The sequence below is a fragment of the Hymenobacter daeguensis genome, from assembly GCF_054780555.1.
In genome coordinates, this window is the sequence record NZ_BAAGWC010000009.1 from 152,465 (window position 1) to 177,144 (window position 24,680).

Sequence of the window (24,680 nt, forward strand, 5' to 3'; positions counted from 1 at the left end):
TTTGTGTGATTCCTACCCTAACCCAACCCCATGCACATTCTCTACATCGCCCTCGCCCTGCTCATCGCCTACCTGCTCGGCTCCATTCCCACGGCGCTGTGGGTGGGCCGCCGCTTCTTCGGCCTGGCCGACATTCGGGAGCACGGCTCCGGCAACGCCGGCGCCACCAACACCTTTCGGGTGCTGGGGCCGAAGGCCGGAAGCTTCGTGCTGTTCGTTGACGCGCTCAAGGGCTTTGTGGCCGCGTACTTCCTGCCGCAGTGGCTGGTGGCGCAGGGCGCCATTGCCCCCGAGCACGAGCTCTACTACCGGCTGGCCTGCGGCGCGCTGGCCGTGGTGGGGCACATCTACCCGGTGTTTGCGCAGTTTCGGGGCGGCAAGGGCGTGGCCACCATCCTGGGCATGATGCTGGGCGTGGCCCCGGCCACGGTGGGCGTGTGCATCGGCGTGTTTATCATCATGCTGCTGCTGTTCCGCTTCGTGAGCCTGGCCAGCATGACGGCCGGCGTGTGCTTCGCGCTGCTGCAGCTGCTGCCGCAGTTCCGGCCGGCGCAGCCGTTTCTGGTGTACGTGGGCTTTGGGCTGGCTGCGCTGCTCATCTACACCCACCGCGCCAACATCGGCCGCCTGCGCAGCGGCACCGAGAGCCGGGTGCCGCTGCCGTGGGCGAAGAAGTAGCTGCCTAACCCACCCAGCTTCTTATAAGCCCTTGTACAGTTCCGTGCCAGCATGAAATTGAAGCCAACAAGCGGAATATTGGCCCTTCTTTGTGGCCTGCCCCTGGCGGCGCATGCCCTGAGCGATACCATTGTGACGGACGTGCTGAAAGTGCTGGTGCTGGTAGTAGTGGGGGGCATAGTTGTCGTGCTGCTGGTGCTAAAAGTGGTAGCCTTGTTCATCAAGACGCTGCAGGAAGGGGAAAACCCTGCTGCTCCCGCACTGGGCCCGGTTGCCAAGGCTCCACCCCTTAGCTGGCCCACGGCTGTGGCCGCTGGTGGCGCTGCTCGGTTTCGATGGAGGCTGGTGGCTCGGGTGGCGTTGCTGGGCCTGCTTCCGAACCTGTTCTGGCTATATGAGTCGTTTTCCATTCTGCTGCTACGCGCCGACCAACCGCTGGCCACCAGCACCACCAGGCTGCTGTTGCTTGGTGCGTTATACTTTTTGCCTGCTGTGGTTCTGGCCATTTGGCTGTGGCGCCGCAAACGCCCCAGCACGGCGCTGGGCATCGTATTGAGCAGCCTGCTGCTGGCCGCCGGCTTATTTGCCTTTGCTTCCCGGCGGCGCTCCGAAGAAGCTGCGAAAGAGCAGGCTATTATCGACGTTACTCCGCCGCCCGACAGCTCTGACGCCACGCGCGTACTCGACCACGCCGACCAAATGCCCACATTCCCAGGCGGTGCCGATTCGCTACGCGCCAACCTGCGCCACCGGGTGCGCTACCCGGAGCTGCCCCGGGCCGACCAGGTTTCCGGGCGCGTATGCCTGCGCTACGTGGTAGGCATCGATGGGAGGGTGTATAGCCCCGAGGTGACGCAAGGCATGGGCGGTGGTGCCTTCGACGACGAAGCCCTGCGTGCTGTGCAGGAGCTCACGTTCGGCCCGGCCCGTCAGAATGGCCAAATCGTGGCCGTTTACGACACCATTTCGATAGTATTCAGAAAGCCGTTGTCGGCTTACAAAGCCTGGTGAAGGCGAAGCGGAGGAAGTGTCATCCTCGAGAACGGTTACCACCGCCGGGCCACTCCGTATAAGGCAGCAGCTACCATTCCCTGTCATATGGTTCGTCCCTTCATTCTTGCCGCTTGCGGCCTGCTGCTGGTTCGCCCGGCTGCCGCCCAGATGCCCGCTACGCAGGCCCTCATCAAGGCCCAGGCCAAGGAGCCCATTGGCTTTCACTGGCAGCCGCTGCCGGAAGTGAAAGCTGCCCTATTGCTGCCCTACACCTGGAACTACAAGGCCGAAACCAGCCGCGACGCTCAGGCCTACTTTCTCACGCGGGAGAAGATTATGCCTGGCAAGCTGTTCCAGACCGGTCTCTCGCTAAACGTGGTGCGGCAGATGACGGCCAAATCCAGGCAGTCGGCGGGCGCATATGCTCAGGCGTTCAGCGCCCGCACCGGGCACGGAGCGGGGCAGCAGGTGCTGGGCCAGGAAACCAAAACGCAGGGCGCATTGCGGCTGTTTGGGGTGCGCTACCGCACCACCAGTGGCGCGGCCGGCCCCAAAATTATTCAGCAATGGGCCATCGCCAACACCACGACCGATACCTTCTACCTGCTCATCTTCGAAAGTCCCGAAAAGGACTGGCCCCAGGCCTGGAAGCTGGGCGAAGAGATGATAAAGCAGCTGCGCCTCGATGCGAATGTGTAGCGGACTTTAGCTTAGCCGGCATGTTTCGATACTTCCTCGCTTTTGCTACGCTGCTCCTCACGCTGCCCGCCGCCGCGCAGCGCTACGACGTAAAGCTGGCCACCCCGCCCGCCGGCTTCAGCTGGCAGCCGCTGCCCGCGAGCAAGGCCGCCGCGCTGCTGCCGGCGGGCTGGCACTACCGCGCGGCCGGCGAGAAAAACGCGCCCACTTACTACCTCACCCAGGAGGAAATCGGCGAGAACAACGAGTTCCAGACCGGCCTCTCGCTGCAGGTGGTGCGCAAGGCCAAAGCCAAAACCGGCCGCCCCGCCTCCGAATACGCCGAACTGCTGATGATGCGTACCGGCTTCGGCCCCGGCAAGCAGCAGCTGGAAAAAACGGCGGTGGCCGACGGGCCTTTCTACAAGCGCACCGTGCGCTACCGCGATGCCCCGCCCGAAGCCGAGCCCCGCGTGGTGTACCAGCTGGCCCTGGCCAACGCCAAAACCGATACGCTCTACCTGCTCACCTTCGAAAGCCCCGAGAAGGAGTGGGCCGAGGCCTGGAAGCTGGGCGAGGCCATGGTGCGCGAGTTGGTGCTGGATTCGCACCTCTAGCTGGTCGGTGATACCTTTACCGGCCGGAAAAGTCGTCTTTGCAACACTGCCGCTATGGGAAAGCAATTCACCGAAATTGACGCTGCCACGCAACAGTTTATGGAGCGGCAGCACCTGTTTTTCGTAGGTACGGCCGCCGCCGATGGCCGCGTCAACGTGTCGCCCAAGGGCTTGGATACGCTGCGGGTGCTGGGGCCGAAGCAGGTTGTCTGGCTCAACCTGACGGGCAGCGGCAACGAAACGGCCGCCCACCTGCTGGCCCGGAACCGCATCACGCTCATGTTTTGCGCCTTCGAGGGCAAGCCCAACATTGTGCGGCTGTATGGCCGCGCCGCCACGCTACACCCCGGCGATGCCCGATGGAATGAGCTGATTGGGCTGTTTCCGGCCTTGCCCGGTGCCCGCCAGCTGTTCGTGGTCGATGTCGATTTGGTTACGACTTCCTGCGGCATGGCCGTGCCGTTTCTCGACTACCGGGCCGAGCGTGAGGAGCTGAACCAGAACATGGCCCGCCGCGGCCCCGCCGCCGTGGCCGACTACTGGCAGGAACGCAACAAAGTCAGCATCGACGGCTTCCCGACGGATATGTAGCGTCCCGGTAGCGGCCCCCGGGCTGCCGGTTGGCGCTAGCGTTTGGCCTGCTACTTTTACAGCACCATTCCCAACCTTCTCACCCTTTGCTCCGCATGGCCTCTTATCTCGCCGATAACCAAACCCGCTTCCTCGATGAGCTGATGGACTGGCTCCGCATCCCGTCCGTATCGGCCGACCCCAAGTTCCACGCCGACGTGCTCAGGGCCGCCGACTACCTCAAAACCCGCCTCGAAGAAGCGGGCGTGCAAAACGTGGAAATCTGCCCCACGGCCGGCAACCCCATCGTCTACGGCGAATACCTCGCGGCCGGCCCCGGTGCCAAAACCGTGCTCGTGTACGGCCACTACGACGTGCAGCCCGCCGACCCCTACGAGCTGTGGAACTCGCCGCCCTTCGAGCCGGTGATTAAGGACGAGAAAATCTACGCCCGCGGGGCCTGCGACGACAAAGGCCAGGTCTACATGCACGTGAAGGCGTTCGAAATGATGATGCGCGACGGCCAGGGCGGCGTGCCCTGCAACATCAAGTTCATGTTCGAGGGCGAGGAGGAAATTGGCTCCAACAACCTCGAAATCTTCGTGAAGGCCAACAAGGAGAAGCTGAAGGCCGACGTCATCCTCATCTCCGACACCGGCATTCTGGCCAACGACGTGCCCAGCATCGAGGTGGGCCTGCGCGGCCTGAGCTACCACGAAGTGACCGTGACCGGCCCCAACCGCGACCTGCACTCCGGCCTCTACGGCGGCGCGGTGCAAAACCCCATCAACGCCCTGTGCGAGATGATTGCCAGCCTGCACGACGAAAACGGCCACATCACCATCCCCGGCTTCTACGACAACGTGGCCGAGCTGAGCGCCGACGAGCGCGCCGAAATGGCCAAAGCCCCGTTCTCGGAAGAGGAGTTTAAGAAGAGCATCGGCCTGCCCGACTCCTACGGCGAGAAAGGATTCAGCAGCATGGAGCGCACCAGCATACGGCCCACGCTGGATGTGAACGGCATCTGGGGCGGCTACATTGGCGAGGGCGCCAAAACCGTCATCGCCTCGCAGGCCCACGCCAAAATCTCCATGCGCCTCGTGCCGCACCAGACTTCGGCCGAAATCACGGAACTGTTCCAGAAGCATTTTGCCAGCATCGCGCCGCAGGGCGTGACGGTGGAAGTGCGCCCCCACCACGGCGGCGAGCCCGTCGTCACGCCCACCGACTCCGTAGCCTACCGCGCCGCCGCCGATGCCATGGAAACCACCTTCGGCAAGCGTCCGGTGCCCACGCGCGGCGGCGGCTCCATTCCCATCGTGGCCATGTTCAAGTCGGAGCTCGGCCTCGATACCGTCCTGCTCGGCTTCGGGCTCGATTCCGACGCCATCCACTCGCCCAACGAGCATTTCGGCGTGTTCAATTTCCTGAAGGGCATCGAAACCATCCCGCACTTCTACCGCAACTACGCGGCGGCGAAGTAGCCGCGCAGCGTCAACTGGCAGCCAAACGCCCCGCTTTCAATCGAAAGCGGGGCGTTTTTGCGCCGGCTACTGGGCAAACTCCGGCTCCGGGCGACCAAAGAAAATGTACCCGGCGTAGAGCTGAAAATTCTGGTTGTAGATGCGCGGCTCGCCGCTGATGCCCCGGTAAGCGCCCGTTGGCGCTATCGCCGAGAAGCCGCCGCCGTAGCGCAGGCCCACCAGCAGCCCCTGCGTGGCCTGAAAGCCGGCCCCCACGGCGTAGCCCAGCTCAAAGGCATTGAACGAGCCCCGGTTGTCGAGGGTCAGCGCCTGGCCGGTGGGGGTGGTAAACGTGCCGCTCGCGCTCAGCAGGTAGCTCAGGCTGGGCCCAAACTCGCCAAAAAAACCGCCTTTGCTGCGCAGCTTCACCAGCACCGGCACTTCAAAATAGTGCTGGCGCTGGCTGCCGGCCACCACCGCCGTGCTGCTGATGGCGAATGGCTGGGAATTGGCCCCTTTTTGAGAATACAAAAATTCCGGCTGCACCGAGAAAACCGGGCTCACCGGCAGGTGTATCACCAGCCCGGCGCAGAGGCCCAGCCGGCGGGTGCCCCCCGGCGCGGCATCGGGCCCCGAAAAGCCCGAAAGGTTGAGGCCGGCTTTCAGGCCAATGCGCGACTTTTGCGCCTGGCTGGGCAAAGCCCCGGCCAGCGCCAGCAGCAGCGCCAGGGATATCAGCTTTTTATGCATGGCAAATTGGGTAGAAACTGCCGTGAAGCTACAGCCGGCCGCCGCCCCGACCAAATGCCAAAGCCCGGCTTTCGCTGCGAAAACCGGGCTTTTCAAAGGCATCACGCACGCCTATTTCTCGTTGAAGGAATAGGTGAGGTACAGCTGAAACACGCTGTGGCGGGCCCGGGGCTCGAAGGTGACGGCCCCCACGGATACCGGCTGGGCCACGTTGGAAAACTCCCCGTTGTACCGCAGCCCGAAGCCCAGACCGGCCTTGCGCTGGTAGCCCAGGCCGGCCAGGTAGCCAATGGTCGCGGTTTTGAAGTTGCTGCGGTCCACGGTGGTCGAGGCGCTGCCGTACTTGTCCTGCACCGCCGCCAGCACCCCGACTTGCGGCCCGGCCTCAAGAAAAAAGCCGTTGGTGTTGACGTGGAACGCCAGCGGAATGTCCACGTAGTGAAAGCGCCGCGTGGCGTAGTCGCCCGTGCCGACGGCCACTTTCGCGCCCTTTTGCGAGTACAGCAGCTCGGGCTGGAAGGCGAACAGCTTGCTGAGCGAGAGATTGGCAAAAACCCCGGCATGGAAGCCGTAAATGGCCTGGTAGGCCGCCGCATCCATCCCAACCAAATCCGACTGCGACACCCCGGCTTTCAGCCCCAGAGAAACGCCATTCGAAGCCTGGCTGCGGGCCCGAATGCTGCGCTGGGCCGTGGCCGTGCCGGCCAGGCCGGCTACCAGCGCAAGGGTAAGAAGGGTCTTGTGCATAACATGTTCCGGTTTAGTGAAGCGGTAAAGTTATGCCCGCGCCTGCGTTGCCCGGCTGCCCGCCGGCTGGTGCCGAAGCAAAAAAAGCCCGGTTTCCAGGCCGGAAACCAGGCTTTTCAAGCAAGGTAGCGCTCCTTTGAGCCTAGCCGCCAAACGAATACCCCAGCACCACAAATACCGCGCTCGACTTAAACTTGCCCGTGCCCAGCACCGTGGCCGAATTGCTTTTGAAGACGTTGGAGGCCCCGCCGTCGTAGCGCACGCCCAGCGACGGGCCGCGGCCGAAGCGGTAGCCCACGCCCGCCACGTAGTTGAGCGCAACGCTGTTGACCTCGCTTTTCACGTTGTCGCCGGCCTCGTTCACGGCCTTCAGGGGCACATCCACTTCCGGCCCGGCTTCCAGGTACAGCCCGCCGGCATGGTAGCGGGCCAGCAGCGGCACATCAATGCTGGTGATGTCGCGGTTCAGGTCGGCATCGTTGCTGGTATCGAAATACCGCATCGTGTAAAGCACCTCCGGGTGAAAGGAGAACGAACTGCTCACGTAAGCATCGGCCGTGAGGCCCGCCTGATACGCCGAGTGGCTCACCGAAGTGTACTGGTTGTTGCTCAGAATGCGGTCGCGGCCGTAGGCTACGGCAATGCCCACGGTGCTGGCAGGCTTCTGGGCGTGGGCCACGCCAGCCCCGGCAGCCAGCAGCACAGGTAATAGAAGGAAAGATTTCATGAAGTTTTGATGAATAAGTTATTGATTATTAGTGCAAAAGCATTACATCGGCGTTATACTGCCGCGTGGCGGCCCGGGTTGTGATTGCCTCCAACGCCAAACCGCCCGGCCTCTCCTGAGAGCGACCGGGCGGTTTGGCGTTGGGGGCGGCAGAAGAAACTATTTCTCCTTCTTCTTGCTGGTTTTTTTGTGCATGGTAGGCCGCGAGTAGGTGAGGTACACCTGAAACGCGCTATTGCGCAGGTCGGGCGTAAGCACGCGGCTGTCGGTGGCATCCTTCAGCGCGGTTTCGAAGCCGGCGGTGTAGCGTCCGCCAATGCCCAGGCCGCCCTTGAGAGGCTGGTAGCCGGCCCCGAGCACGAACCCGACATCAACGGGCTTGTAGTCGCTCTTCACGCTCACTTTCTCGCCCGAAGCGTCGCTCTTGGCATTAATCAGGAAACTTATCTGGGGGCCGGCTTCCAGAAAAAGGCCGGCTTTGGTAGTGGCGCGGAAGGCTACCGGCACGTCAATGTAGTTCAGCCATACCGTCGATTGGGTGATGTAAGCGGCGGGCGTTTGTGCCCCTTTCATGGAATAAAGCAACTCGGGCTGCAGCGAAAACGGCCGGCCCAAAGCCAGGTTGGCAAACAGCCCGGCGTGGAAGCCATACACGTTTTGCAGGTTTTTGGCGTCGTCGCCAACAAACGAGGCGACCGACCCGCCCGCTTTTACTCCTGCGAAGGAGGCGCTACGATAGTGAAGCTGCGCGTGCGCGCTGGAAACAGCAAGAGCGGCAACGGCCAGGCTGAGTAAGGATTTTTTCATGTGAGGGCTGAAAGATGGGCAAGCAGTGAGGACGGCAGCGAACCACAGACAAGCGTGGAGTGCCGCTGTGTACGGGCACGGCTCTGGGTGTGTTTGGTGATTTTCAAATGGAAATTTAGGCTTTAGCCCGACTATTTCAAAAGAAAATATGCCTAATACACAATTAATGCAATTTCCTGCAGCGCCTGAAAACCAAAAAAGCCCCGACCTCTGCAGAGGTCGGGGCTTGGCAATGGGCCGTACGTGGGGCCGTTTATTTGCCGCCGAACAGGTAGCCCAGCTGAAACTGGAACACCGAGTTGCGCACTTTGGGGTCGCTCGACGGGTCGCTCAGGTCGGAGATGCCGCCGTTGTAGCGCACGCCCAGCTCCAGCCCTACCGGCAGCTGGTAGCCAATGCCGGCAATGTATCCGATGTCAACCTTGCGGGTGCCGTCGGTGCTGGTGCTCGTGAACGTGCCAAGGCCGTTGATGGTAGATTCGCTCTTCTGGCCAATCAGAAAACCAGCCTGGGGGCCGGCCTCAAAAAACAAGCCGTCGGCTTTCACGCGCAGCAGCAGTGGCAGGTCGATGTAGCTCGTGCGGGTCTGACCCGTTGCACCAGTTTCTTCAAATTTCACGCCTTTTTGCGAGTACAGCAGTTCGGGGTGGAAGGAGAGGAGGTCGCTGAAGCTCACATCGGCCATAATGCCGGCGGCAGCACCGAGCAGGTTTTTGTTGCCTTCAATGTCTTTGGCCGTAACGTTGGCCAGGTTCAGGCCGGCTTTCACGCCGAAGCGAGCCTGGGCATTGGCGGCGCTGGCTACGCTAACCAGCAGACCAAGGGAAAGGATAAATTTCTTCATTTGAAATAAAAAGAAGGAGTTAAAAATGCGGCACAAAGCTATGAAGATTTAATGAGCTTATTAAAAATTTATATTGTGGAATATTTTTTCTTGGAAAAAAGAAAAAGGCCGGTTCTTTTAAGAACCGGCCTTTTGGACTGATTAGAACCGCAGCTTAGTTGCCGCCGAACAGGTAGTGCACCTGGAACTGGAACACCGAATTGTGCACGTTGAGCGCCCCGGCATTGTCCTTGAACACCTGCGACACGTCGCCGGCGTAGCGCACGCCCAAGCCCAGGCCGCTGGTCAGCTGGTAGCCGATGCCGCCCACGTAGCCAATAACCGATTTGTTGAAGGCATCCGTGCTGGTATCGGAGCTGCCCACCTGCTTGCCGCCACCGTCTTCGAGAAACGAGCGTTGGTGCAGGATGAAGCTGCCCTGAGGACCGAGCTCCAGAAACAGCCCTTTGCCATCGTCGCCGACGGTGTATTTGAACAGAATCGGAACATCGATGTAGCCGAGGGTCGATTTGGCCGTGTAGCTCGTGCCGCCTACGTTGTCGATGGAGAAGCCTTTTTGCGAGTAAAGCAGTTCGCCCTGTACCGAAACGTGGTCGGTGAAGCCATAGTTGAGCACGCCGCCTGCCGCAAAGCCGGCCTTGTATTCGGAACCCTTCGAGTCGGTGCCCGATACGGTGGCCCCGTTGAAGCCCCCTTTGAGGCCCAGTTTCAAGCCGGTCTGAGCATTTGCAACACCCGCCACGCCAACCAGCAGACCAAGTGATAGGATTACTTTTTTCATGATTAGAAAATGGATATAATTAATTCTGAAGACAATCTGTGGAGTGCCTTCCAGCATGGGCTTATATCGGCTGGAGCGGGGCCAGGGTTTCATCATTTTACCAACTATTTTTTTGCTCATAATTCCTTCATAATCCAGCAATGAGGCCGCTGGGGCTTATTTTTGACGTTGGTCCAACAAATGTGTATGAAGGGTTTTTTCGCTCGTCGGGTATTGGTGCTAACGTTGCTGGGTGGCCTCACGGCCCAGCGGGCCACGGCCCAATCGGACGAGGCGGCGGCGGGCGCGCCCCGCGCCCCGCTCGTGATTGGGGCTTATGCGCAGGGCAGCATCATCATGGCCCACACCTATGCCATCCGGCACCTGGTTGATTCGCATCCCACGGGCTTTGAGGTCAACTTCCAGCGGCAGACGACCGGCGCGGCCCCGTGGCACGAGTGGTACAAATACCCAAAAGTGGGGCTGGCGCTCACGTACTACGATTTTCATAATCCGATTCTGGGCTACGCTTTCGCGGCCAGCCCCTACATCAGCAAGACGTTTTCGCGCGGGCCGAAGCACGATTTCAGCTTCCGGCTGGGCGCGGGCCTGGCCTACCTCACCAACCCCTATAACCAGGAAACCAACCACAAAAACACCATTGCCAGCTCGGCCCTGAACGCCACGCTGCAAATGCGGTTTGAGTACGACTACGCCCTCACGCCGCACCTGGGCCTGCTGGCCGGCATTGGGCTGAACCACTATTCCAACGGGGCCACCACCAAGCCCAACTTTGGCGTGAACCTGCCCTCGCTGGTGCTGGGCCTGAACTACCACGAGCAGCGCCCGGCGCCCACTTACCACAACCCGGCTCCGCTGCCCGAGGACATTGGCCGCACGTTTTTCAACGTGAGCACCAGCCTGGGCTACAAGCAGCGCACCGAAGGCGACAAGAAAAAATACCTCGTGAACTCGGTGACGCTGGCCGTGGGCCGGCGCATGAACCGCAAATCGAACCTGCTGCTGGGCGTGGAAGGCTTCGACGACCGCAGCCTGAAGGCCACGCTGGAAGACACCACCCGCGCCGGCCTGAAGCAGCCCGACGTGAAAAAAGCGGGCGTATTCATCGGCCACGAACTGCTGTTTGGCCGGCTGGCGTTCGACTCGCACCTGGGGTTCTACGTGTACGCGCCCTACAAATCGAGCACGCCCTACTACGAGCGGCTGGGCCTGAAGTACCACTTCACCAACGTGGTTTTCGGGGCTATCGACCTGAAAATTCACCGGGGCGCGGCCGACGTGATTGAGTTTAAAGTCGGGGCGAAGCTGTAGCGCCGCATCGGGGCAAACCGACGTTTCGGGGGCGCAATCTGCTGCTTCGGCAACCTGCCGTTGCGTTGGCGGCGGGTGGTTTCCATCTTTCGGCAGTGGTTCAATTAATGCCGCGTGTCAGCCATGGAAACCTTCTTCACCCTCAACCGCTACCTGCACATTGCGGCGGGCTTCACCGGATTTTTTGTGGCGCCCGTGGCGTTGGCCGTGCGCAAGGGGGGAGTAGCACACCGGCGCTGGGGGCTGGTGTTTTTCTGGGCGATGGTGGTGGCCGGCACCACGGCCCTTGTGGGCTCGCAGCACATCCACAGCACGTTTCTGCTGCTCACGGCCGTGTTCAGCCTCTACATGGCCGGTTTCGGCTACCGCTCGCTTTTCCTGAAAAAGCTGGCCTGGGATGCCCGCGTGGAGGCTTTCGACTGGACGGTGGCGGGTGTGGGGCTGCTGGTGTTTCTGGGAACCGTAATCTACGCCTTCGCAACCCGCAACATCCCGGTGGGCGTGTTCGGCGGCCTGGGCGCGGCCACTGCTGCCCGCCAGCTGCGCGGCTACGCCAATGCCGGCCACTGGACCAAAAACCAGTGGCTGCTGAACCATATTTCGGGGTTTCTGGCCTCGTATATCGCGGCGGTGTCGGCCTTTTCGGTCACCAGCCTGCACTTCATTCCATTTCCCTACAATTTCCTTTGGCCCACGGCGCTGGGGGTGCCGCTCATTATGTGGTGGCACCGGCGGGTGCGGGGGCAGCGCATTACGCTGGCACCAAGCTCCGGTTTATCCGGCTCACCAGCGCCGGCCCTTCGTAAATAAAGCCGGTGTAGAGCTGAATGAGCGTGGCCCCGGCCGCCAGCTTTTCCTGCGCATCGGCCGCCGAATGGATGCCCCCCGCGCCAATAATCGGCAGCCCGCCATCGGACTTTTGGTGCAGGTAGCGAATGACTTCGGTGGCGCGCGCCCGCAGCGGCTTGCCGCTGAGCCCGCCCGCGCCGAGGCTGGCCACGTAGCCGGAATCGGTGCGGAGCTTGTCGCGGCTGATGGTGGTGTTGGTAGCCACCAGGCCGCTTAGCCTGGTTTCGCGGGCAATTTCGAGAATGTCGTCGAGCTGCGAGTCCGTCAGGTCGGGCGCGATTTTGAGCAGCAGCGGGCGCGGGGTAGCGCGGGCCTGGTTGCGCTGCTGCACCTGCTGGAGTAGGTCAATCAGCGGCTTCTTCTCCTGCAGCTCACGCAGGCCGGGCGTGTTGGGCGAGCTCACGTTCACCACGAAGTAGTCCACCACGTCGGCCAGCGCCTCGAAGCCGGCCACGTAGTCTTCGGCAGCGCGCTCGTTGGGCGTGTCCTTGTTCTTGCCAATGTTGCCGCCGATGATGAGCTGGCGGTTGTGGCGCCGGGCCAGGCGCGCCGCTACCACGGCCGCCCCCTCGTTGTTGAAGCCCATGCGGTTTATCAGCGCCTCGTCCTGCGGCAGGCGGAACAGGCGCGGCTGCGGGTTGCCGGGCTGCGGCCGGGGCGTCACCGTCCCGATTTCCACGAAGCCGAAGCCCATCGTGGCCAACTCGTCGGTGAGCACGGCATTCTTGTCCAGCCCCGCCGCCAGCCCCACCGGATTGGGGAATTTCAGCCCGAACACCTCGCGTGCCAGGCTGGGGTGCTGGTAGTCGTAGAGGCTGCGCAGCAGGGCCTTGGTGCCCGGCAGCCGGGCCATGCGGCGCAGGTTGTCGAATACGAAGTAGTGGGCGCGCTCGGCGTCGAGCTTGAAGAGAAGAGGTTTGGCAAGCGCGTTATACATAGGCGGTTATCCGGCCCAACCTTCGCGGTCGAGGCTGCGGTATTGAATGGCCTCGGCCAGGTGTTGAATCTGAATCTCGTCGGTGCCGGCCAGGTCGGCAATGGTGCGGGCCACTTTCAGAATGCGGTCGTAGGCGCGGGCGCTCAGGCCGAGGCGCTCCATGGCCGTCTTCAGCAGCGTGCGGCCCTCCTCGTTGATGGCGCAAATGTCCTTCACCATCTGCGGCGGCATCATGGCGTTGGAATGGATGTCGGCGTAGTCCTTGAAGCGCGTTTCCTGCACGGCGCGCGCCTTGTCCACGCGGGGCTGAATGTCGGCGCTGGTTTCGGCCTTGCGCGTTTCCGTCATCTGGTCAAACGTAACCGGCGTCACCTCCACATGCAGGTCAATCCGGTCGAGCAGCGGCCCCGAAACTTTGTTTAAGTACTTCTGTACCACGCCCGGACCGCACACGCACTCCTTCTCGGGGTGGTTGTAATACCCACACGGACACGGATTCATGCTCGCGATGAGCATGAAATTGGCCGGAAACTCAATGCTGACTTTGGCCCGCGAAATCGTGACGCGGCGCTCCTCCAGCGGCTGGCGCATCACCTCCAGCACCGTGCGCTTGAACTCCGGCAGCTCGTCCAGAAACAGCACGCCGTTGTGCGCCAGCGAGATTTCGCCGGGCTGCGGATTGCCGCCGCCGCCCACCAGCGCCACATCCGAAATGGTGTGGTGCGGGCTGCGGAACGGCCGCGTGCTCAGCAGGCCGCCGCCCGCCAGCTTGCCGGCCACCGAGTGGATTTTGGTGGTTTCGAGCGCTTCCAGCATGCTCAGCGGCGGCAGGATGCTGGGCAGGCGCTTGGCCAGCATGGTTTTGCCCGCGCCGGGCGGCCCAATCATAATTACGTTGTGGCCGCCGGCCGCCGCAATTTCCAGCGCCCGCTTGATGTTTTCCTGGCCTTGCACGTCGGCAAAGTCGGCCGTGTATTTATTGACGGCGTGCTGAAACAGCTCGCGAGTGTCAACCACCGTGGGCGTGATTTCCAGCCGGCCTTCGAAGAAATCGATGGCCTCCTGCATGCTGCTCACGGCAATCACGTCGAGGTTGTTGACGATGGCCGCTTCCTCGGCATTTTGTTTGGGTAGGATGATGCCCTTAAAGCCCTCCTTGCGCGCCTGAATAGCAATGGGCAGCACGCCCCGAATGGGTCGCAGCTCGCCATCCAGCGCCATTTCGCCCATGATGATGTACTCCGGCAGGCGCTCCGTATTCAGCTGCTGCGAGGCGTGCAGAATGCCCAGCGCGATGGGCAAATCGTAGGCCGCGCCTTCCTTGCGAATGTCGGCCGGAGCCATGTTCACCACCGTTTTGGTGCGCGGCATGCGATACCCGCGGAATTTCAGCGCCGCCTCTATGCGCTGCTGGCTTTCCTTGATGGCATTGTCCGGCAAGCCCACCACGTTGAACCCCGTGCCCGCCGAAACCACCACTTCGATGATGATGGTGTAGGCATTGACGCCCTGCACGGCCGAGCCGAAGGTTTTGGTAAGCATGAGTGGTAGCGGTGTGAAAGCAGAGAATATAGAAAAGCAGAAACGCAACCGTAAAGCTAGGAAGCGGAAGGCCTTAAGTAAGCAGAAAAGCCCCGGCGGGACAGCAAGTGCTGTCCCGCCGGGGCTTTTCTCATCGGCAATATTTTAGCCAATCACCAGCTTCTCAATCAGCAGTATCATGATGTGAATGGCCTTGATGTGGATTTCCTGAATCCTATCGGCGTAGCCGGAGTGCGGCGCGCGGATTTCCACGTCGCTCAGGCCGGCCAGTTGCCCGCCGTCTTTGCCCGTAAGCGACACAACTTTCATCCCCAGCTCCTTCGCGGCTTCGGCGGCGCGGATGATGTTGGGCGAGTTGCCGCTGGTGCTGATGGCCAGCAGCACATCGCCGGGCCGGCCGAGGGACTCCACGAAGCGGCTAAACACGAACTCGAAGCCGAAGTCATTGGCCACGCAGGTCATGTGCGAGGCTTCGGTGAGGGCGATGGCGGCCAGGGCGCGGCGGTTCTGGCGGTAGCGCCCGCTGAGCTCTTCGGCGAAATGCTGGGCGTCGCAGAGGCTGCCGCCGTTGCCGCAGGTCAGGACTTTGCCGCCGGCCTGCAGGCTGGCGGCGATGAGCTCGGCGGCGGCGGCGATGCTGGCAATGTGGGCCGGGTCGGCCAGAAAGCGGTCGAGCACGGCGCGGGCTTCGGTCAGCTCGGCGTGGATGAGGGTGGGGAGGGAATCGTCAGGCACTTCTGTGGTAGTCGGTATTCGAATTAAAAATCGGCTGTCATCCTGAGCGCAGTGAAGGACCTTCTCACGTTTGCCACGATTGAGCTACTGCGAATCATTCACTCGTGACAAGGTCCTTCGCTGCGCTCAGGATGACAAGTGCTAGGCCAGCGGCGGCCGGTCGGCCGGCGGGGTGTTGCTCAGGCTGGGGTCGCTCTGGGGGAAGGTGGGCTGGGGCAGGTGGTCGGGGGTGCGGTGCTCCGAAGCGGGGGCTACGGGTACGCGGCCATCGACGGTGCGGCTGGTGGGCAATGCTGCCGGAGCAGCGGTACGCTGCTGGGTGTCGTAGAGCTTGGCTTTCAGCTCGTTGATTTTATTCTCGTGCTGGCTCACCGAGCGGCGGAGCATTACGCTGTCGAGGTTTTCGGTAACCAGGTGCAGCGTCAGGATAACCGCCCCAATGACGAACATGACGTAGAAAAACTGCCGCTCCTGCTCAATCACCGACAAGCCCGAGCCCATGCCCATAAGGGACGAACGCACGGCCGGCGCTAGAATAAATAGCAGCGCCAGCAGGAGGTAAATCATGACGGCGACGGTAACAATGCGTTTGAGGGCGAGCATGGCGGTAAGGCTGGTTTGAGGGCGAAAGATAGGTTTTCTTATACGCTGCCTTTCGCAGAAAGAATATTTTGTGCCTGCTTGCTACACCAGCGCGGCATTGGTTTGCATCGAGCTGAGGCGCTGGTACACGCCGCCTTCGCGCCGAATCAGCTCGTCGTGGGTGCCGCGCTCCACAATGCGGCCGTGCTGCAATACCACGATTTCATCGGCGTGCTGCACCGTGCTCAGGCGGTGGGCGATGACGAGCGAGGTGCGGTTCTGCATCAGGCGCTGCAGAGCTTCCTGCACCAGCTTCTCGCTCTCGGTATCGAGGGCGGAGGTGGCTTCGTCCAGAATCAGAATGGGCGGGTTGCGCAGGATGGCGCGCGCAATGCTCAGGCGCTGCCGCTGCCCGCCGGAGAGCCGCCCGCCCCGGTCGCCGATGACGGTCTGGTAACCCTCGGGGCTGGCCACGATGAAGTCGTGGGCATTGGCAATGCGGGCGGCTTCGATGACTTCGGCCTCGGTGGCCTCGGTGTTGAAGCGGATGTTGTTGAAAATGGTGTCGTTGAACAGAATGCTTTCCTGCGTCACGATGCCCATCTGGTCGCGCACCGAGTGCAGGGAACAGGCGCGCAGGTCGTGGCCGTCGATGAGAATCTGGCCCTGGCTGGGGTCGTAGAAGCGGGGGAGGAGGTCGGCCAGCGTGCTTTTGCCGCCGCCGCTGCCGCCCACCAGCGCCACGGTCTGGCCTTTTTTGATGGTCAGGTTGATGTCGAAAAGCACCGGAGTGTCGCCGTAGCTGAAGCTCAGGTCGTGGAACTCAATCTCGCGCTCGAAAGGCGGCAGCACCTGGGCATCGGGCCGGTCGCGGATGGCCGGCTCGGTGTCGATGATGCTCAGCACCCGCTCGCCGGCCACCAGCCCGCGCTGGATGTTGCCGAACGACGACGACAGCGCCTTGGCCGGCGTGAGCACCTGCGAAAACAGAATCACGTAGCCGATAAACGTCTCGCCATCGAGCGCCGACTGCCCGCCCAGAATCAGCGTGCCGCCGAAATACAGCAGCCCGGCCACCACCGAAACGCCGGCAAACTCCGAAAACGGCGAGGCCAAATCCCGGGTGTTGTCGATGTTGCGCGAGGTGCGGGCGTACTGGTCGTTCTGCTCCTCAAACTTGCCCTTGATGTACTCCTGGGCATTAAACGCCTTTACCACCCGAATGCCGCCCAGCGTCTCGTCAATCACCGACAGCATGGTGCCGAGCGTTTTCTGGCTTTGTTTGGCCTGGGTGCGCAGCCGCTTGGCAATGGTGGCAATGATGCCACCCGAAATGGGCAGCAGCACCAGCGTAAACAGCGTGAGCGGCACCGACATGTGAAACAGCACCAGGAAATAGGCAATGATGGTGAGTGGCTCCTTGATAACGGCCGTGAAGGTGTTCACCACCGAGGTTTCCACTTCCTGCACGTCGGCCGTGAAGCGCGACATCAAATCGCCCTTCCGCTCGCCCGAGAAAAAGCTCAGCTGCAGCCCGATGATGCGGTGGTACAAGTCGCGCCGCAGGTTGCGAATCACGCGGGCCCGCACCTTGGCCAGCAGCCGCAAACTCAGGTAGCGAAACACGTTGCTCAGCAGCACCGACACCACCACCACGCCGCACACGAAGGCCAGCGCGCCCATCTTGCCGTGGGCCGTGAGCACATCGGCGAAGAAAAAGTTGAACGTATCGGTCACCCACTGAATGGTGGGCTTGAAAGCCGGCAGGTGGTCGGGCGCACGCATCGGCACCTTGTCCGTCTTGTCGAACAGCACGCTCAGCAGCGGAATAATGAGCGTGAAGTTGCCGATGCTGAAAAAGATGGTGAGCATCGTGTACAGCAGGTACTGCGGCAAAAAAGCCGCCAGCGGCCGGGCGTACTGTAGGATTCTTAAATAAGTCTTCATGGGCAAACAAGAGGTGCCTGTTAAGGACGCCGAACCGCTGCAGTTACTTCAATCGGCCCGTCGATGTGCTCATTAAATTCAGCCAGTTGCTCGGCCGGAACCCACAGCTCGTTGTGCAGCGGGTCGCCCACGTTCTGCACAGGAAACTGCGCGAGGTATTCAGCATCCACCGCAAACCGCACCACGTAGCCCACGCCATAGTAGGGCACGTTCCAGTCGCGGCTTATTTGGATGGCGTATTCCTCGTTCAGCACCGGGTAGAAGATGGGCTGCTCGGGCAGGCGCGGCGGAAAGCGGCGCCAGTTGCTGGCCGCAATCAGGTCCAGCTCCTGCTGGTTGACGGGGCGGTATAGAAAGGTGGTTGCGGGCATGACCTAAAACTCGTGGAGGCGCTGGGCGATGTTCCAGCGCAGGGCCAGCGAAGCGTACACCTCGTTGCCATCCAGCGCGGGCGTGAGCGAGTAGGTCTGGTGCCGGGCAATGAGCTTGGCATCCAGAAACAGGTTGAGGCGGGGCTGGTAGGTGGCCGTGAAATCGGCGTGGAGCAGGCGGCTTTTGTTGCCCTGGCCGGTGCGGTTGCCGTAGTCCATCGGGTGCGAGTTGTAGGGCGTGAGCGGGTTGCCGCCGTAGTTGGCAATGGTGCCGGGTACGATGGGCGAGCCCGGCGCACTCAGGCTGATGGGGCCGGTGGTGAGCACGTTGCCGGCCGCATCGTAGCCGTAGTCCAAGCCCTGCTCGGTGTAGAACGCCTTGGCCACCAGGTTCAGGCGGGGCAGCGGCTGGTAGCTGAGCACGCCCAGCACCTCCGTCAGGTTGGCGCCCATGGGGTGGGCGAGGGGCTGCTGGTAGTTGGTATAGGCGGTGTAGTAGCTTTCGTGCTGGTAGGTGTAGGGCCGGATGTAGTTGAATTCCAGCTGCAAATCCAGGTTGCGAATGCCGGCCACGTCAATGTACTTCGCGCCCAATTGCACGGCCTGCTTGTTGCTCCACCAGCCATTGCGGGCGCGGATTTCGCTCAGCTTAAACTCGTCCAGCACCACCTGCCCGTAGAGCTGCGCCGTGTGCAGCAGGTTCCACTTAAAGTCCAGGCCCAGCATGGCGTTGTCGGGCGAGCCCACGTTCTGCTCGATGGCCCGGTAGAAGATAATCGGGTTCAGGTACTGCAGCTCGAAGCGGTTGCTGGCCGAGCCCGCCACCACCGATTCAAACACGCCAATGTTAAAATTATTGGTCACGTCCAGGCTCAGGTGGTGCAGGGCCAGGTACTTCTTGGGATATACCTGGTCGGCGTTGCGCTTCTGGGCGGCCAGCTCGGCAAACAGGTTCTGGTAGTTGAATTTCCAGACGCGGGTGTTCAGCTTCAGGAAAAAGTACGGCGCGCTGTAGTCCGACAAAATCAGCGAGCGGTAGCCGTTGCCGATGAAATTCCGGTCGTGGCCCAGCTGCACGTTGATGTGCTTGGTGGCCGCATACGTCACGTAGCCCCGCGCCGAAAAGAAGTCATACTGGCTGCCCTGGCCAATCGTAGCCGCCTTAAACGGCTTGAAATAGCCCTCGTGCGGCACAATGGTGTCGCGCTCCACGCGGTTGCGCACGTACTGCGGCACACCCTCCTGGTTGTCGGCCAGAAAGGCGTAGAAGCCCAGCCGCTGGTCGATGGTCCCTTCAATCTGCACGCCGCGGGTGTTCACGTAGCGCAGGCCGTCGGTGTTCTTGTTGTCTTTGCCGCCCGCGAGCAGGAGCACCGGGTTCACGCGCAGCGTGAAGTCCTTGGTATCGACGTGGTAGAGGTCGGTCTGGTCGCGGTAGAAGTAAGTCAGAAACGGCCGGGCGCTCTGGTTCAGGTCGGCGCCCTGGTCGGAGTTGGCCCAGTTGTCTTTCAGCAAGTATTGGGCGTTGAAGCGGTCGGCCCGCGAGAGGCTGCCGCTCCGCGTCGTCGCGCTGTCCGGCGACAGCATCCGCTCGCCTAAGTGAGCCACGCCGGCGCGGGTGTAGGGCCGCACGCTGGTGTGCGGGTCGCGCAGCGAGTCGGAGCCGAATTTGATGGCGTAGCGGTCAATCAGCCGGTAGATATCCGGGTCGAGCGGCACGTAGTTCGTGCCCTGCGTGGCCTCGAATCCGTTGCGGCTGGTGGCCGCCCGATATGGGCGGGCGCTAGGCGTCGCCGCCGCACGACGCACCGTTTTTTCACGCACGGCCCGCTGGCTGCGCCTGTCGGAGGTACTGTCCAGGGGCTGGTCGAAAATCAGCCACGGCGATTTTTCCGGCGCAGCGGGAGGAGCGGCGGCCGGGGCCGTCTGGGCAGAAACCGCACTGGCCATCAGGGTTATAATAGCAGACAGAGACGAAGCTTTATGCATAGAAACCAATAATTCTCCTAAAAAATGAAAGCGGGACGCGCCTCAGGCCGCAGGATGCCCGCAATTTCTTAACAAACCTACGCAGCAGGCCGTTGGCGGGGCGGCTGGCGGGCTCCTTCGCAATGCCCCGCGTGCTGGCCCGGCCGCCGCTGCCGGCCGGGCAAAATCCGTCGGGCTTTCTTGCCCGCCCCCGGTTTATGTGCCAACTTCGGGTTGTCGGTCGGGTTCTGCTGCCGGTTTCACCTTCTAAAATCCCCTCGCTCATGGCTTCTACTCTTCTTCCTTCTACTGCCGCTGCCGCCCCCGATACCGTCGAAGCCATGGCCAACATCCACGTGGTGTGCGCCGAGCCCAGCATCGCCAACCATTTCCTGGCCGAGCTGCGCGACAAGGAAGTCCAGAAAGACAGCCTGCGCTTCCGCCGCAACCTCCAGCGCCTGGGCGAAATCATTGCCTACCGCATCAGCGCCTACCTCAGCTACACCGACCAAACCATTCAGACGCCGCTGGCCGAAACCACCGGCAAGCTCCTGCACGACTTCCCCATTCTGGCTACCGTGCTGCGCGCCGGGTTACCGTTTCATCAAGGTTTTCTGAATTATTTCGACCAGTCGCCCAGCGCCTTCGTGGCCGCCTACCGCATCGAAGGCACGGCCCAGGTGCAGGTGCAGGTCGATTACCTGTCAGCCCCCAGCCTCGACGAGCGGGTGCTCATCCTGGCCGACCCCATGCTGGCCACCGGCAAAAGCCTGGTGCAGACCTACCGCGCCATGTTGCGCTTCGGCACGCCGCGCCAGGTGCACATCGCGGCCGTTATCGCCTCGCCCGAGGGCGTGGCCCACGTGGCCCGCGAAATCCCCGAAGCCAACCTTTGGGTGGCCGCCATCGATGAAAAGCTGAACGAGCACGCCTACATCGTGCCCGGCCTCGGCGACGCCGGCGACCTGTCGTTCGGTAATAAGCTGTAGCGCGGAATTTTAGTCCGGGTGGCCGCTGGCTGCCGTTCTCACCCGCGCACTAAAAGCCCGCGCCGCCCGCCGCCACGGAACCGCGCTGCGGTAAACGTGGTATCTTTACCTCGCGCCCACCCCGCGTTGCTGCCCTCTTCCACCCGCCTGCCTTTCCGTCTCGTCGTGCTTCATCCCGCCGTTAAATGCGCGTCCGTGTTCCTGTTGAGCACGGTCAAGTTTTTGGGTGGCCCATTGGCCGGTACCTCCATGGGGCTGCACTTCTGGCCCACGCTGGCCCTCACCGTGGCCGGCATGATGACCAGCGTGTTTATCTTTTCGGGCGTGGGCCGCGCCTGGATGCAGCACCGGCAGAAGCAGCGCCGCCTGCGCCGCGAGCCCATTTTTACCAAACGCTCGCGCAACATCATCAAGGTGTTCCGCAAGTTTGGGATGGGAGGCATTGCCTTTCTCACGCCCATTCTGCTGTCGCCCATCGGCGGCACCGTCATTGCCACGCTGCTGGGGGTGCCGCGGCAGCGCATTCTGCTGCACATGTTTCTGAGCGCAGTGTTCTGGGGCTCAGCCCTCACGTTTGCCAGCATCCACTTCGGGCATTTGCTGCACCACGGTAAATAGTGGTTAATGATTAACGGTGAGTGATTGATGCTGTTCTGATTGAACGACATTAATCACTCACCGTTAATCATTAACCACTAAAAAGTTTACCGCCCGCGCCGCTTCAGCGCCTTCACGCCGGGGTTCGAGCCGCCCTTCTTGCCCACGAAGGCCTTGGCGCCCTTGGTGCTCTTTTTCTGGCCTTCCACAAAGGGCTTGCCGGTGCGCTTGTCAATCGTCACGCCGGGCTTAATCCACTCCTTTTTCTCGTGGAAAGCGCCTTTGAAGGTGGGGTCCAGCTTTTTGCGGCGGTCGTCGAGCTCGCGGCCCATCTTCTGCTGCTCCTCGAAGGGCGTTTCTTCCACCACCACTTCTTCGGGCAGCGGCAGCAGCTCAATCTTCTGGTTGATAAGCTGCTCGATTTCGCCGACGTGCACCATCTCGGCCTCGTTGGCGAAGGTGATGGCGGCCCCGATGTGCTGGGCCCGGCCCGTGCGCCCGATGCGGTGCACGTAGTCGTCGTGCACAATCGGCACGTCGAAATTGATAACGTGCGTCACCTGCGGCACGTCGATGCCGCGGGCGGCTACGTCGGTAGCCACCATGTAGCGCACCTCGCCGGCTTTAAAAGAGTCCATGCTGTTCATGCGCGCGTTCTGGCCCTTGTTGCCATGTATCACGCGTACCTCGCCGGCCGGGGCCTTGCGCTCCAGAAAGTGCGCCACCTGGTCGGCGTGCTGCTTGGTGCGGCAGAAAAGCAGCACCCGCGTCATTATCTCGGCGTCGCGGTAGAGCAGGTAGTGCAACAGGTTGATTTTGGTGAGCAGGTTGGGCGCTTCGTACAGCACCTGGCTCACCGTGGAGGCCGTTTTGGCCGGCGGGCTCACCTCCACCCGCACCGGGAATTCCAGGAATTCCTCACTCAGGGTTGTCACCCGGTCGGGCATGGTGGCCGAGAACAGCGCATTTTGCCGCTTGCGCGGAATAATCTCCAGAATGCGCCGAATCTGGGGCATGAAGCCCATGTCCATCATTTTGTCGGCCTCGTCCATCACCAGCGTTTTCAGGTCTGTGAGCCGCACGGCACCTTTCAGGTAAATTTCGAGGAGCCGGCCCGGCGTAGCTACCAGAATATCCAGCCCTTCGGCAATGGTTTCAATCTGGGTTTTTGGGCCCAGGCCGCCGTAAATGGCGAAAATGCGCAGGTCGGTGTTAACGGCCAGCGCCTTCAGGTGCTTCTCAATCTGCATGGCCAGCTCGCGCGTCGGAGCCAGCACCAGCGCCCGCGGGTTGGTGCCCTGGGCGTATTTCACTTTCATCAAAAGCGGCAGGCCGAAGGCGGCCGTTTTGCCGGTGCCGGTTTGGGCAATGCCCAGCACGTCGTGGCCGGCCAGCAGCAGCGGAATCGTCTGTACCTGCACGGGCGTGGGCTCGGTGAAGCCCGCTTCGGCCACGGCCGTAAGGAGTTGTTTGTTGAGTTTGAAATCGTTGAACGATGGGGTGGTATTGGGTTCCATCCGGCAAAGGTCGGGCTTTTGTGCTTGTAGCACATGCTTTAGCTTGTGCCGCGACTGGCTTTTCCACCGGGCACAAGCTAAAGCATGTGCTACAGGAAGAACTTTTTTTGCCTCATTCCACTTCTTTTTCTATCTTTGCAGCACCAAAACAAACCTGGTAGATATAGCTCAGCTGGTTAGAGCGTCGGATTGTGATTCCGAAGGTCGTGGGTTCGAGCCCCATTATTTACCCACCAAAAAGAAGTCCCCGGAGAATTTTCCGGGGACTTTTTTGTTGCTTGCACGGAATCCGTTTTAACACGGCTTTAATTTCGACCGTTTTATTCACCACAATTTACCTGCATGAGCCTGCTCGTCATCGGCAGCGTCGCGTTCGACGCCATCGAAACCCCTTTCGGCAAAACCGATAAAATCATCGGCGGTGCCGCCACCTTCATCAGCCTGTCGGCGTCGTATTCGCTGAAGCCCGTGAAGCTGGTGGCCGTAGTGGGCGAAGATTTTCCGCAGTCGGACATTCAGCTGCTCGAAAAGCACGGCGTCGATACCGAAGGCCTGCAAATCAAGCAGGGCGAGAAGTCGTTCTTCTGGTCGGGCAAGTACTCCAAGGACCTGAACTCGCGCGAAACGCTCGTGACCGAGCTCAACGTGCTGGCCGATTTCGACCCCATCATCCCCGACGCTTATCAGGACTGCAAGTACCTAATGCTGGGCAACCTGGCCCCGCAGGTGCAGCGCCTCGTCATCCAGCGCCTCGTGAACCGCCCCAAGCTGATTGTGATGGACACGATGAACTTCTGGATGGACATCGCCCTCGACGAGCTGCTGCAGACCATCGAGATGGTGGACGTGCTGAGCATCAACGACGAAGAAGCCCGCCAGCTTTCCGGCGAGTATTCGCTGGTGAAGGCCGCCAAGAAAATCATGGCCATGGGCCCGAAATTCCTCATCATCAAGAAAGGTGAGCACGGCGCCCTGCTGTTCCACAAGAACAAGGTGTTCTACGCCCCCGCGCTGCCCTTGGAAGAAGTATTCGACCCCACCGGGGCCGGCGACACGTTCGCGGGCGGCTTCATCGGCCACCTGGCGGCTACCGACGACATCAGCTTCGAGAACATGAAGCGCGCCGTGATTCACGGTTCGGCCATGGCCTCGTTCTGCGTGGAGAAATTCGGCACCGAGCGCCTGCTCAACCTCACGCCCGAGGAAGTGGAAGCCCGCGAGGCGCAGTTCGCCGAGCTGGTGAAAGTGGTGCCGGCCTCGGCCATTGCCAACGTGCCGGCGTAGGTTTCCGAAGACAACCTTTTGGCGGCGGAGGGGTACACCTACTCATCTTCCACTCAACACCAAACCGCCATGGGACTCGCCAAGAAAGATACCGACCTTCAGAACGAGAAAACGTCCGTGAACCCGGTCGCTAACTCGAAACGCAAAAGCACCCAGGTGCAAAGCCCGAACACGATGGACGTTTCCGCGCACGGCAACACCACCGACGGCAACAGCGCCGGCCACGGCGTTGATAATATCCGCAACAATCCACAGGGCAATAAGCCCATGTCGGTGAACACCGGCAAAGTAGGCAAAGGCGGCGACGCGAAGCACTAAGCCACCGCCCGCAGCAGCAGAAAAGGCCCCACCGGATGCATCCGGCGGGGCCTTTTGGCTGTAGAGACGCGACACTTC

At 61.6% G+C, this 24,680-nt stretch carries 26 protein-coding genes and 1 tRNA gene; 13 read left to right on the top strand and 14 right to left on the bottom strand.

Features of this window, described 5'->3' with window-relative positions; all coding sequences use genetic code 11:
* Positions 1-30 precede the first annotated feature (30 nt).
* The 6 genes from plsY (at position 31) to ACYVHT_RS12300 (ending at position 5,020) form a co-directional block, all read left to right on the top strand.
* Positions 31-678, top strand: a complete 648-nt coding sequence (gene plsY, locus ACYVHT_RS12275; protein ID WP_460551890.1) for a glycerol-3-phosphate acyltransferase — start codon at positions 31-33, stop codon at positions 676-678.
* Between the two features lie 78 nt (positions 679-756).
* Positions 757-1,689 (top strand): energy transducer TonB, encoded by a 933-nt coding sequence (locus ACYVHT_RS12280; protein ID WP_460551893.1) that lies wholly within the window; start codon positions 757-759, stop codon positions 1,687-1,689.
* 87 nt (positions 1,690-1,776) lie between these two features.
* On the top strand, positions 1,777-2,370 hold the full coding sequence (locus ACYVHT_RS12285) for a hypothetical protein (RefSeq protein WP_460551896.1): 594 nt from the start codon (positions 1,777-1,779) through the stop codon (positions 2,368-2,370).
* Between the two features lie 20 nt (positions 2,371-2,390).
* Positions 2,391-2,966, top strand: a complete 576-nt coding sequence (locus ACYVHT_RS12290) for a hypothetical protein (RefSeq protein ID WP_460551898.1) — start codon at positions 2,391-2,393, stop codon at positions 2,964-2,966.
* 54 nt (positions 2,967-3,020) lie between these two features.
* Positions 3,021-3,557 (top strand): pyridoxamine 5'-phosphate oxidase family protein, encoded by a 537-nt coding sequence (locus tag ACYVHT_RS12295; RefSeq protein WP_460551901.1) that lies wholly within the window; start codon positions 3,021-3,023, stop codon positions 3,555-3,557.
* A gap of 95 nt (positions 3,558-3,652) precedes the next feature.
* Positions 3,653-5,020, top strand: a complete 1,368-nt coding sequence (locus ACYVHT_RS12300; protein WP_460551904.1) for a M20 family dipeptidase — start codon at positions 3,653-3,655, stop codon at positions 5,018-5,020.
* 66 nt (positions 5,021-5,086) lie between these two features.
* Here ACYVHT_RS12300 and ACYVHT_RS12305 read toward each other — a convergent pair whose 3' ends face one another.
* The 6 genes from ACYVHT_RS12305 to ACYVHT_RS12330 form a co-directional block, all read right to left on the bottom strand.
* Entirely contained in the window at positions 5,087-5,749 is a 663-nt protein-coding gene (locus tag ACYVHT_RS12305; protein WP_460551906.1) for a porin family protein, read from the bottom strand.
* A 111-nt stretch (positions 5,750-5,860) separates the two neighbouring features.
* Positions 5,861-6,496 carry a porin family protein gene (locus tag ACYVHT_RS12310; protein ID WP_460551909.1) on the bottom strand — a complete coding sequence of 212 codons (636 nt, stop codon included), beginning with the start codon at positions 6,494-6,496 and terminating at the stop codon, positions 5,861-5,863.
* 142 nt (positions 6,497-6,638) lie between these two features.
* Positions 6,639-7,223: an outer membrane beta-barrel protein gene (locus ACYVHT_RS12315; RefSeq protein ID WP_460551912.1), complete on the bottom strand. Its 585-nt coding sequence runs from the start codon at positions 7,221-7,223 to the stop codon at positions 6,639-6,641.
* Positions 7,224-7,382: 159 nt separating this feature from the next.
* A complete protein-coding gene (locus tag ACYVHT_RS12320; protein WP_460551915.1) occupies positions 7,383-8,030 on the bottom strand; it encodes a porin family protein in 648 nt (215 codons plus the stop codon).
* Between the two features lie 253 nt (positions 8,031-8,283).
* Positions 8,284-8,874 (bottom strand): porin family protein, encoded by a 591-nt coding sequence (locus tag ACYVHT_RS12325; RefSeq protein WP_460551918.1) that lies wholly within the window; start codon positions 8,872-8,874, stop codon positions 8,284-8,286.
* Positions 8,875-9,028: 154 nt separating this feature from the next.
* Positions 9,029-9,655 carry a porin family protein gene (locus tag ACYVHT_RS12330; RefSeq protein ID WP_460551920.1) on the bottom strand — a complete coding sequence of 209 codons (627 nt, stop codon included), beginning with the start codon at positions 9,653-9,655 and terminating at the stop codon, positions 9,029-9,031.
* A 186-nt stretch (positions 9,656-9,841) separates the two neighbouring features.
* On the opposite strand from ACYVHT_RS12330, the gene ACYVHT_RS12335 reads away from it, so the two are divergent.
* A complete protein-coding gene (locus ACYVHT_RS12335) occupies positions 9,842-10,966 on the top strand; it encodes an acyloxyacyl hydrolase (protein ID WP_460551923.1) in 1,125 nt (374 codons plus the stop codon).
* Between the two features lie 123 nt (positions 10,967-11,089).
* Positions 11,090-11,776, top strand: a complete 687-nt coding sequence (locus ACYVHT_RS12340) for a DUF2306 domain-containing protein (RefSeq protein ID WP_460551926.1) — start codon at positions 11,090-11,092, stop codon at positions 11,774-11,776.
* Here the strand turns inward: ACYVHT_RS12340 and ACYVHT_RS12345 are convergent.
* From ACYVHT_RS12345 to ACYVHT_RS12375, 7 genes are all read right to left on the bottom strand, one after another.
* Positions 11,718-12,752, bottom strand: coding sequence for a dihydroorotate dehydrogenase (locus ACYVHT_RS12345; RefSeq protein ID WP_460551929.1), 1,035 nt, complete (start codon positions 12,750-12,752; stop codon positions 11,718-11,720). The two genes, ACYVHT_RS12340 and ACYVHT_RS12345, sit on opposite strands and share 59 nt — an antisense overlap.
* A gap of 6 nt (positions 12,753-12,758) precedes the next feature.
* On the bottom strand, positions 12,759-14,294 hold the full coding sequence (locus tag ACYVHT_RS12350) for a YifB family Mg chelatase-like AAA ATPase (RefSeq protein ID WP_460551932.1): 1,536 nt from the start codon (positions 14,292-14,294) through the stop codon (positions 12,759-12,761).
* Between the two features lie 144 nt (positions 14,295-14,438).
* A complete protein-coding gene (gene lpcA / locus ACYVHT_RS12355) occupies positions 14,439-15,029 on the bottom strand; it encodes a D-sedoheptulose 7-phosphate isomerase (RefSeq protein WP_460551935.1) in 591 nt (196 codons plus the stop codon).
* A 141-nt stretch (positions 15,030-15,170) separates the two neighbouring features.
* Positions 15,171-15,632 carry a hypothetical protein gene (locus tag ACYVHT_RS12360; RefSeq protein WP_460551938.1) on the bottom strand — a complete coding sequence of 154 codons (462 nt, stop codon included), beginning with the start codon at positions 15,630-15,632 and terminating at the stop codon, positions 15,171-15,173.
* Between the two features lie 81 nt (positions 15,633-15,713).
* Entirely contained in the window at positions 15,714-17,558 is a 1,845-nt protein-coding gene (locus ACYVHT_RS12365; RefSeq protein WP_460551941.1) for an ABC transporter ATP-binding protein, read from the bottom strand.
* Positions 17,559-17,578: 20 nt separating this feature from the next.
* Positions 17,579-17,929, bottom strand: coding sequence for a hypothetical protein (locus ACYVHT_RS12370; RefSeq protein ID WP_460551944.1), 351 nt, complete (start codon positions 17,927-17,929; stop codon positions 17,579-17,581).
* Positions 17,930-17,932: 3 nt separating this feature from the next.
* Complete coding sequence (locus ACYVHT_RS12375) at positions 17,933-19,879, bottom strand: capsule assembly Wzi family protein (protein ID WP_460551947.1); 1,947 nt, start codon at positions 19,877-19,879, stop codon at positions 17,933-17,935.
* A 359-nt stretch (positions 19,880-20,238) separates the two neighbouring features.
* On the opposite strand from ACYVHT_RS12375, the gene upp reads away from it, so the two are divergent.
* Positions 20,239-20,886, top strand: coding sequence for a uracil phosphoribosyltransferase (upp, locus tag ACYVHT_RS12380; protein WP_460551999.1), 648 nt, complete (start codon positions 20,239-20,241; stop codon positions 20,884-20,886).
* A 234-nt stretch (positions 20,887-21,120) separates the two neighbouring features.
* Complete coding sequence (locus ACYVHT_RS12385) at positions 21,121-21,504, top strand: hypothetical protein (RefSeq protein ID WP_460551950.1); 384 nt, start codon at positions 21,121-21,123, stop codon at positions 21,502-21,504.
* A gap of 86 nt (positions 21,505-21,590) precedes the next feature.
* Here the strand turns inward: ACYVHT_RS12385 and ACYVHT_RS12390 are convergent, their stop codons facing one another.
* The gene (locus ACYVHT_RS12390; protein WP_460551953.1) at positions 21,591-23,000 is read right to left on the bottom strand and encodes a DEAD/DEAH box helicase; all 1,410 of its coding nucleotides are present in this window, start codon (positions 22,998-23,000) and stop codon (positions 21,591-21,593) included.
* A gap of 156 nt (positions 23,001-23,156) precedes the next feature.
* Between ACYVHT_RS12390 and ACYVHT_RS12395 the strand changes: the two genes are divergently transcribed.
* From ACYVHT_RS12395 to ACYVHT_RS12405, 3 genes are all read left to right on the top strand, one after another.
* Positions 23,157-23,232 (top strand) — tRNA-His (locus ACYVHT_RS12395).
* Between the two features lie 110 nt (positions 23,233-23,342).
* Complete coding sequence (locus ACYVHT_RS12400) at positions 23,343-24,284, top strand: carbohydrate kinase family protein (protein WP_460551956.1); 942 nt, start codon at positions 23,343-23,345, stop codon at positions 24,282-24,284.
* 69 nt (positions 24,285-24,353) lie between these two features.
* Positions 24,354-24,602, top strand: a complete 249-nt coding sequence (locus ACYVHT_RS12405; RefSeq protein ID WP_460551959.1) for a hypothetical protein — start codon at positions 24,354-24,356, stop codon at positions 24,600-24,602.
* Positions 24,603-24,680 lie beyond the last annotated feature (78 nt).

Bases quoted from the DNA above. Each gene is read 5' to 3' on its own strand.
- ACYVHT_RS12320 (WP_460551915.1), bottom strand. From the start codon at position 8,030: ATGAAAAAATCCTTACTCAGCCTGGCCGTTGCCGCTCTTGCTGTTTCC.
- ACYVHT_RS12400 (WP_460551956.1), top strand. From the start codon at position 23,343: ATGAGCCTGCTCGTCATCGGCAGCGTCGCGTTCGACGCCATCGAAACC.
- ACYVHT_RS12300 (WP_460551904.1), top strand. From the start codon at position 3,653: ATGGCCTCTTATCTCGCCGATAACCAAACCCGCTTCCTCGATGAGCTG.
- ACYVHT_RS12315 (WP_460551912.1), bottom strand. From the start codon at position 7,223: ATGAAATCTTTCCTTCTATTACCTGTGCTGCTGGCTGCCGGGGCTGGC.
- ACYVHT_RS12340 (WP_460551926.1), top strand. From the start codon at position 11,090: ATGGAAACCTTCTTCACCCTCAACCGCTACCTGCACATTGCGGCGGGC.
- ACYVHT_RS12390 (WP_460551953.1), bottom strand. From the start codon at position 23,000: ATGGAACCCAATACCACCCCATCGTTCAACGATTTCAAACTCAACAAA.
- ACYVHT_RS12370 (WP_460551944.1), bottom strand. From the start codon at position 17,929: ATGCCCGCAACCACCTTTCTATACCGCCCCGTCAACCAGCAGGAGCTG.
- ACYVHT_RS12345 (WP_460551929.1), bottom strand. From the start codon at position 12,752: ATGTATAACGCGCTTGCCAAACCTCTTCTCTTCAAGCTCGACGCCGAG.
- ACYVHT_RS12305 (WP_460551906.1), bottom strand. From the start codon at position 5,749: ATGCATAAAAAGCTGATATCCCTGGCGCTGCTGCTGGCGCTGGCCGGG.
- ACYVHT_RS12295 (WP_460551901.1), top strand. From the start codon at position 3,021: ATGGGAAAGCAATTCACCGAAATTGACGCTGCCACGCAACAGTTTATG.
- ACYVHT_RS12405 (WP_460551959.1), top strand. From the start codon at position 24,354: ATGGGACTCGCCAAGAAAGATACCGACCTTCAGAACGAGAAAACGTCC.
- ACYVHT_RS12350 (WP_460551932.1), bottom strand. From the start codon at position 14,294: ATGCTTACCAAAACCTTCGGCTCGGCCGTGCAGGGCGTCAATGCCTAC.
- ACYVHT_RS12285 (WP_460551896.1), top strand. From the start codon at position 1,777: ATGGTTCGTCCCTTCATTCTTGCCGCTTGCGGCCTGCTGCTGGTTCGC.
- plsY (WP_460551890.1), top strand. From the start codon at position 31: ATGCACATTCTCTACATCGCCCTCGCCCTGCTCATCGCCTACCTGCTC.
- ACYVHT_RS12290 (WP_460551898.1), top strand. From the start codon at position 2,391: ATGTTTCGATACTTCCTCGCTTTTGCTACGCTGCTCCTCACGCTGCCC.
- ACYVHT_RS12365 (WP_460551941.1), bottom strand. From the start codon at position 17,558: ATGAAGACTTATTTAAGAATCCTACAGTACGCCCGGCCGCTGGCGGCT.
- ACYVHT_RS12310 (WP_460551909.1), bottom strand. From the start codon at position 6,496: ATGCACAAGACCCTTCTTACCCTTGCGCTGGTAGCCGGCCTGGCCGGC.
- ACYVHT_RS12375 (WP_460551947.1), bottom strand. From the start codon at position 19,879: ATGGCCAGTGCGGTTTCTGCCCAGACGGCCCCGGCCGCCGCTCCTCCC.
- ACYVHT_RS12335 (WP_460551923.1), top strand. From the start codon at position 9,842: ATGAAGGGTTTTTTCGCTCGTCGGGTATTGGTGCTAACGTTGCTGGGT.
- ACYVHT_RS12330 (WP_460551920.1), bottom strand. From the start codon at position 9,655: ATGAAAAAAGTAATCCTATCACTTGGTCTGCTGGTTGGCGTGGCGGGT.
- upp (WP_460551999.1), top strand. From the start codon at position 20,239: ATGGCCAACATCCACGTGGTGTGCGCCGAGCCCAGCATCGCCAACCAT.
- ACYVHT_RS12360 (WP_460551938.1), bottom strand. From the start codon at position 15,632: ATGCTCGCCCTCAAACGCATTGTTACCGTCGCCGTCATGATTTACCTC.
- ACYVHT_RS12325 (WP_460551918.1), bottom strand. From the start codon at position 8,874: ATGAAGAAATTTATCCTTTCCCTTGGTCTGCTGGTTAGCGTAGCCAGC.